At 65.6% G+C, this 6,758-nt stretch carries 7 protein-coding genes; 3 read left to right on the top strand and 4 right to left on the bottom strand.

Going from position 1 to position 6,758, the window contains the following annotated elements:
- Positions 1 to 125 precede the first annotated feature (125 nt).
- From EN861_RS33870 to EN861_RS33885, 4 genes are read right to left on the bottom strand one after another with little or no spacing between them, the layout of a single operon-like run.
- Entirely contained in the window at positions 126 to 494 is a 369-nt protein-coding gene (locus EN861_RS33870) for a helix-turn-helix transcriptional regulator (protein ID WP_127277693.1), read from the bottom strand.
- On the bottom strand, positions 491 to 1,021 hold the full coding sequence (locus tag EN861_RS33875; protein WP_127277692.1) for a Smr/MutS family protein: 531 nt from the start codon (positions 1,019 to 1,021) through the stop codon (positions 491 to 493). The genes EN861_RS33870 and EN861_RS33875 overlap by 4 nt, the downstream gene beginning before the upstream one ends.
- Positions 1,021 to 2,118 (bottom strand): murein transglycosylase A, encoded by a 1,098-nt coding sequence (locus tag EN861_RS33880; RefSeq protein WP_135867789.1) that lies wholly within the window; start codon positions 2,116 to 2,118, stop codon positions 1,021 to 1,023. The genes EN861_RS33875 and EN861_RS33880 overlap by 1 nt, the downstream gene beginning before the upstream one ends.
- Positions 2,119 to 2,139: 21 nt before the next feature.
- Positions 2,140 to 2,847 (bottom strand): Tim44/TimA family putative adaptor protein, encoded by a 708-nt coding sequence (locus EN861_RS33885; RefSeq protein WP_127277701.1) that lies wholly within the window; start codon positions 2,845 to 2,847, stop codon positions 2,140 to 2,142.
- A gap of 199 nt (positions 2,848 to 3,046) precedes the next feature.
- On the opposite strand from EN861_RS33885, the gene EN861_RS33890 reads away from it, so the two are divergent.
- The 3 genes from EN861_RS33890 to EN861_RS33905 all read left to right on the top strand — a co-directional run bounded on the left by EN861_RS33890 (position 3,047) and on the right by EN861_RS33905 (position 6,487).
- On the top strand, positions 3,047 to 3,544 hold the full coding sequence (locus EN861_RS33890; protein ID WP_127277700.1) for an FxsA family protein: 498 nt from the start codon (positions 3,047 to 3,049) through the stop codon (positions 3,542 to 3,544).
- A 387-nt stretch (positions 3,545 to 3,931) separates the two neighbouring features.
- A complete protein-coding gene (secB, locus tag EN861_RS33900) occupies positions 3,932 to 4,435 on the top strand; it encodes a protein-export chaperone SecB (RefSeq protein WP_135867790.1) in 504 nt (167 codons plus the stop codon).
- Between the two features lie 411 nt (positions 4,436 to 4,846).
- Positions 4,847 to 6,487, top strand: a complete 1,641-nt coding sequence (locus tag EN861_RS33905) for an ABC transporter substrate-binding protein (protein WP_135867792.1) — start codon at positions 4,847 to 4,849, stop codon at positions 6,485 to 6,487.
- The last annotated feature ends 271 nt before the right edge of the window (positions 6,488 to 6,758 follow it).

Raw genomic sequence — 6,758 nt, forward strand, 5'->3', positions numbered from 1 at the left:
CGATCGCTCGGCCGTCGCAAAGTCGGAGCAAAGAACCGATTCTCTAACTCTTTGTTTTTACGCAATTCCCAAGGGGAAGCGCTACGCGCTTCTCGGGAAAACCGCTACGCACTTTTCCTGCAATTCTAGGATCGCCGGCCCAAGGCCGCCTGGATCGATCCTGTGATGCGGCGCAAGTCCGCCTCATCCAGCTTCTCGATGTTTTCGGCCAACAGGTTGGCGAGTTCGGTGGCGGCGGGGGAAAGACCCGACGTGTCCAGCCTGACGCGCGGGTGCGAGGCTTCGGCCAGCCGCGCCAGCTCCTCGGCATCGTCCCAGATGATGTTGAAATAGCCGATGATCTTCTGGATCAGCGTCCAGGTCGGCGCGCCGCGCCGGCCATGCTCCAGCGCCGAGAGATAGGCGGCGCTGACGCCGATCGCCGCGGCCATGTCCTTCTGGCTGACGCCGCGCTCGGCTCTCAGCGCCCGCAGCTTCTCGCCGAACGGCGTCATGAGCGCGCCCGCCGCAGCCTGATATAGAGCGCGCCCGAGCCGCCATGGTTGCGGGCGGCATGGTCGTGGCTGGAGACCAGCGGCCGGAACGCCGGCGTCGACAGCCAGGCCGGCACGGCACGCCGCAAGACACCGTCGCCGCCCGAGGACGACCCCTTGCCGGTGATGACCAGCACATAGCGGACGCCGCCGGCATGCGCCCGGTGCAGGAACGAGAACAGCAGCGAATAGGCCTCGTCCTGCGTCATGCCATGCAGGTCGACGCGGCCCTCGATCGGCAACCGGCCCTTCTGCAACTTGTCCAGCGTCGGCTCGTCGAGCCGGTGCGTGACATGCTGCACCTTCGGCTTTGCCGCGCCAGCCGGGCCGGCGGCGGGCTGGGCCGGCTGCGACGGCGTCGGCCTGGCATCGACGGCCATGTCCGGAATGTCGACGGCGGCGCGGCCCTTGAGCGGCTTGGCGGTGCGCGCCACCAGGTTCCACAGCACCCGGTCGTCCTCGCTGAGTTTGTCCGGACGCTTGCTCATCATGCGCCCCCGGCCAGCGCGCGCGGCACCAGCGCGTAGAAATCGGCGGCGTTGCGCACCACGCCGGCGATCTCGCCGGCGGTATCCCCCGAGCCGGCGAACAGGTCGCCGCGCGCCGGTCCGGTGATGGCCGAGCCGGTGTCCTGCGCGATCATCAGCCGCCGGAACGGCCTTTTGTCGAAGGCGGTGAGCGTCGGCGCGTCGATGTAAAAAGGCGTGCCGAATGTGTGAAGCAGCCGGTCGACGGCCATCGAGCGGCCCGGCGTCAGCGGCACCTTGGCGGCCGCGATCGGCCCGAGCGCGGCGTCATCCACCGCGGCCTCGCGGAAGAAGATGTAGGAACGGTTCCGCCACAGGATCTCGTCGACGCGCCGCGGATGCGCCTTGAACCAGGCGCGGATCGACTGCATCGTCACGTCCGCCAGCGGGATTTCCCCCAGCTCGCTCAGCACCTTGCCGGGCCCGGTAAAGCGCTGGCCGGATTTGGCGGCGTAGGTGACGCGGCAAAGCCGGCCGTCGGTCATGGCGAGCCGCGCCGCGCCTTGCACATGGATGAAGAAGGCATCGACCTTGTCGGCCAGCCAGGCGATCTCCAGTCCCTGGCCGGCGATCGCGCCGCGCTCGATCGCGCCACGGTCGGGATATTCGGCCAGCCCGTCGGCGGCCCGGCGGGCGAAGGCGAGATAAGGATCCATCCCGGCCGGCCGGTTGGCGTCGTCGACGTCGACAAGATCGGCCGGCCGCGACAGCAGCGGCACGGTAAAATGCGCCGTCCGCACCGGCGAGGCCTCGACTTGCGGCTCGTAGAAGCCGGTGACGAGCCCGGCGCCGGTTTCCGGCCGGACCAGCATGGGAACGAAATGGCGCTCGAAGAAGGCGCGGGCCTCGGATCGGTTCGCCGGCGCGGCGCCACGCGCTTGCGCATAGGCTTCGGCGAAGGCGCCGAAATCGACGCCCAGCGCACCGCTGCGATAGGGTTTTATCGGCACATGCAAGGCGGAACGGGCAAACGCCTCGAAGGCCGGCAGATGGTCGTCGCCGCCCCAGCCGGGCAGGTCGCCGAAGGACCTTTCAACAAGGAGAGGCGACAGCGACACCGGAGCCCGCCTGTTCCGGGCTCAGTCTTCTTCTTCGGTGGCGACGAGCTTCCAGTTCGGATCGCGCGAGCGCGTGTCGCGGGCGAAGGTCCAGACATCCTTGACCTCGGCCACGGTTTCCGGATCGCCGTCGATGACGGCGCCGGCCTGGTCGCGCGTCGCCGAGATCAGCTCGCTGATGATGCGCAGCGTCACATGCGCCTCGCCGCCCTTCATCTCGGCCGAAACGATGTCGGCCTTGTCGATGCCGACGAAGGAGGACTGGATCTTTTCCGACTTGGCCTCGCGCTCGCCGATCGCGGCGACGAACCCGTCATAGACCTCCCGCGACAAAAGGTTCTTCAGCGTTTTGCGGTCGCCGTCGGCATAGGCCATGACGATCATCTCATAGGCCATCTTGGCGCCGTCGACAAAACCCTTGGGATCGAAGGACGGGTCGTTGTCCTTGATCGCGCGCAGGCCCTTGTTGAGGTCGGTGTCGGGCTTGGCGAAGGCGTCGATCGCCGTATAGGCGTCGGCCGGCGCCGCCTCGCCGGGCAGCCGCTTGCGCGGCAGCGAAACCACGTTTTCGGGCTTCTGCGTGGCCTCCTTGTCGGTGCGCGCCGCCGTATAGGGGTCGAAGGGCGGCCGCTCGCTACCGGTCCGACGGCCCAGCACGTTGCGCAGCTGGAAGAAGATCACCACCGCCGCGATCAGGAAGAAAATCGTGCCGAAGTCGAAGAAGCCCATATTTTCCGCCAATCAATCCCTGCCTCTAGGCCGGACCGTCAAGCCGACAGGCCGCGGTCGCATAGCGTTCACCATTCAAAGCATATAGAACGCAAGGCGCAATCATTCAAATCAAAGGCAGGCATACCTATCTAACAGCCTCCGTGCCAGCGGCGATTGGTCGCCGGCGGGCCAAAACAATCGAATGGTCGGTAAAGACTTGCGCATTTCGCTGCTTCCCTTCTTTCTCCTCGCGCTGCCGCTGCTGGAAATCGCCGGTTTCGTCGTCGTCGGCCGTGAGGTCGGCGCGCTGGCGACGGTCGGCCTGGTGCTGGCCTCGAGCTTCGCCGGCGTGCTTCTGCTGCGGCACCAGGGTTTCGGCGTCATGGCCCGCATCCGCGCCGAGATGGCCGCCGGCCACGACCCCAGCCGCCAGCTCGCCCATGGCGCCATGATCGTCGTCGCCGCGATCCTGCTGATCATCCCCGGCTTCATCACGGACATTGTCGGCCTGCTCCTGTTCCTGCCGCCGGTGCGCGACTTCGCCTGGAGCAGGCTCAAGGGCCGCATCGTCGTGGCCAGCAATTTCTCCACCGGCGGCTTCCGCCGCCAGCGCGACAAGGTCATCGACCTCGAAGACGGCGACTATTCGCGCGAGGACGACCTGAAGCGCGGCCCGGACCACAATTCGCCCTGGCGGCGGCTGAAGGACGATTAGGTCGCGGTTGCGGCTTGTTCCCGAACGTCGGCGCTGCCCCTCATTGTCCTGCCGGACATTTCTCCCCGTATAGTGACGGGGAGAAAGAGGCTGGCCGCAACGCCGGCCGCATCCTTCCAACGTTGATGATTGGCGAAATCATCGGACACAGCACCCCCTCTCCCCGTCACTGTACGGGGAGAGGATGCCGGCAGGCAGGTGAGGGGCGGCGCTGGCCTCCGGCGATGATCTTCCCCGCACGAAGCGTCCGCCCCAATCGCCCAAGGCCACAAGGCGGCAAACCTTGTCTTGTCATGCCGGCCATGGTAGCGAACGCCCGATTTCAATTCGGTCAGCCCCGATTCAATTCGGTGAGCGAGACTGCCCAGGGGAAAAGGATATCGGCTCATGGCCAGCAATGATGACGCGCCGGTCGGCGCCAACGGCAACGGCGATGGCAGCGCGGCGCAGCCGTCGCTCAACGTGCTGGCCCAGTATGTCAAGGACCTGTCCTTCGAAAGCCCCGGCGCACCCAACTCGCTGCGCGGCCGCGACAAGGCGCCCGGCATCGCCATCAACGTCAACGTCAACGCCAACCCGCTCTCCGACAAGCAATTCGACGTCAACCTGACGCTGAACGCCAAGGCTTCCTTCGACCAGGAAGTGCTGTTCAACGTCGAGCTGATCTATGGCGGCGTCTTCGCCATTTCGGGCTTCCCGCAGGAGCACATGCTGCCGATCCTGTTCATCGAATGCCCGCGCCTTTTGTTCCCCTTCGCCCGCCAGATCATCGCCGAGGCGACGCGCAATGGCGGCTTCCCGCCGCTGATGCTCGACCCGATCGATTTCGCGCAGATGTTCCAGCAGAAGATCGCCGAGGACCAGGCCGCCTCGCAGACCAAGGTGAGCTGACGCTCGGCTGACAGGGATCGCTTTGAAAAACCCGGCCTCGCCGGGTTTTTTGTTGTGGGGCCGCCTCTTCCCTTCGTCATCCTAGGGCGAAGCAAGGAGCGCAGCGACGCGGCGCAGACCCTAGGATCCATGCCGGGACTCTGAAGCGTTGCCACGGTCCAGGTTCTGCTCCGCTGCGCCAGTCGGCAAGGTCGCGGCATGGATCCTCGGGTCTGCGCGACGCCGCTGCGCGGCTGCTCCGCCCGTGGATGACGAAGTCGCGAGCGGAGCACCGCACAAGTCCTGCGGATTCCAGAACACTCCCCTCGATCCCCCAGCCCTATCATCGCGCCCTCAGGCAAAGGCGTCCCGGCAGTCGCAGCCCCCCGCGTTGGCGATCGGTCGGGACGCCCAACAAAAGAGGGAACGATGATGAAATTCATGCTGACCGACCGCAAGCTCCACCCGCAAGCCAGACCTGTCGCCGAGGATTTCAAGACGGGCGGCATCAGCCGCCGCGAATATCTGGCGCTCATGGCTGGCCTCGGCGTCAGCGCCGCCGGCGCCTTTGCCCTGGGCGGCATCGCCGCGGCCCCGGCCCGCGCCGCCGAACCCAAGAAGGGCGGCACCCTGCGCGTCGCCATGAACGTCAAGGGCTTCAAGGATCCGCGCACCTTCGACGGTGTCGAAATGTCCAATGTCGCGCGCCACTGCAACGAATATCTGGTGCGCTGGAACACCGATTTCTCGTTCGAGCCGTGGCTGCTGGAAAAGTGGGAGATGAGCGACGACGCCAGGACGTTGACCCTGCATGTGCGCAAGGGCATCACCTGGTCGAACGGCGACGCCTTCAACGCCGACGATGTCGTCCACAACCTCACCCGCTGGTGCGAGGCCGGCGTCGCCGGCAATTCGGTCGCCGCGCGCATGGGCGCGCTGGTCAATGCCGACACCAAGAAGGTGGTCGATGGCGGCATCGAGAAGGTCGACGACTTCACCATAAAACTCAATCTGCCGAAGCCCGACATTTCGCTGATCGCCGGCATGGCCGACTATCCCGCGCTGATCATGCACCGCTCCTATGACGGCGACGGCGACCCCATGAAGGCGCTGGCGATCACCACGGGTCCTTGCGAGCTGGTGAAATGGGACGCCGAGACGGGTGCGGAGGTGAAACGCAAGGACAAGCCGTGGTGGAAGGGCGAGTTCCATCTCGATGGCATCCAGTGGATCGATTACGGCTCCGACCCCAACGCCATGCTGTCTGCCTTTGAATCCAGCGAGATCGACACCGACCACGAGACCGCCTCGGACGCCGTCGCGCAGACCGACAAGATGGGACTGAAGAATTCCGAGATCGCCACCGGCTCGACCATCGTCGCCCGCTTCAATGTCGGTAATGCGCCCTATGACGACGTCAAGGTGCGCCGCGCCGCCCAGCTCGCGGTGGACAATGCCGCCGTGCTGAAGCTCGGCCTCGACGGCCGGGGCAAACCCGCCGACAACCACCATGTCGGCCCCATGCATCCTGAGTTTGCCGATATCGGCCCGGCCAAGCGCGATGTCGAGCAGGCCAAGAAGCTGCTCGCCGAATCCGGCAAGGCGGACCACGAGTACGAGCTGATCTCGGTCGACGTCGAATGGCAAAAGAGCACCGGCGACGCCATCGCCGCCCAGATGCGCGAGGCGGGCCTCAAGATCAAGCGCACCGTGCTGCCCGCCGCCACCTTCTGGAACGACTGGAGCAAATACCCCTTCTCCTGCACCGAATGGCTGGGCCGCCCGCTCGGCGTCCAGGTGCTGGCGCTGGCCTACAAATCCGGCGCCGCCTGGAACGAAAGCGCCTATGCCAATAAGGAATTCGACGCGCTGCTCGACAAGGCGTTGGCCATGCCGGACGCCAAGGCTCGCAAGGAGATCATGGCCAAGATCGAGCAGAATCTGCGCGATAGCGGCATCATCATCCAGCCCTACTGGCGCTCGGTCTACCGGACCTATCGCAAGGGCGTCGAAGGCTGCGAACAGCACCAGGCGCTTGAGCAGCATTTCGAGAAGGTTTGGATTGAAAGCTGAGGCTAGCGCGGCGCCTCTTCCTTCCCCCCTTGTGGGGGAAGGTGGATTGCCGCGAAGCGGCAAGACGGATGAGGGGTGCGCCACGGAGCGAGGCCTTCGTATCTAAAGCTTTGAGTCCGCGCCTATCTTTCCGGCATCGCCAAGCTGGAACACCCCTTGTGTGTTTGGAATCGTGCATTGTTGAGGGTGCCACGGACCAGGTGCTTGCCTGATCCGTGGCGGCGGTCGAGAGCCCGTCACCCCTCAGGTGGCTTAAACCGTGGATGAGCTG

Source organism: Mesorhizobium sp. M8A.F.Ca.ET.218.01.1.1, assembly GCF_004791165.1.
GTDB lineage: Bacteria > Pseudomonadota > Alphaproteobacteria > Rhizobiales > Rhizobiaceae > Mesorhizobium.

Excerpts from the sequence above, each read along its gene's own strand:
- EN861_RS33870 (WP_127277693.1), bottom strand. The coding sequence starts at position 494 with ATGACGCCGTTCGGCGAGAAGCTGCGGGCGCTGAGAGCCGAGCGCGGC.
- EN861_RS33875 (WP_127277692.1), bottom strand. The coding sequence starts at position 1,021 with ATGAGCAAGCGTCCGGACAAACTCAGCGAGGACGACCGGGTGCTGTGG.
- EN861_RS33885 (WP_127277701.1), bottom strand. The coding sequence starts at position 2,847 with ATGGGCTTCTTCGACTTCGGCACGATTTTCTTCCTGATCGCGGCGGTG.
- secB (WP_135867790.1), top strand. The coding sequence starts at position 3,932 with ATGGCCAGCAATGATGACGCGCCGGTCGGCGCCAACGGCAACGGCGAT.
- EN861_RS33905 (WP_135867792.1), top strand. The coding sequence starts at position 4,847 with ATGAAATTCATGCTGACCGACCGCAAGCTCCACCCGCAAGCCAGACCT.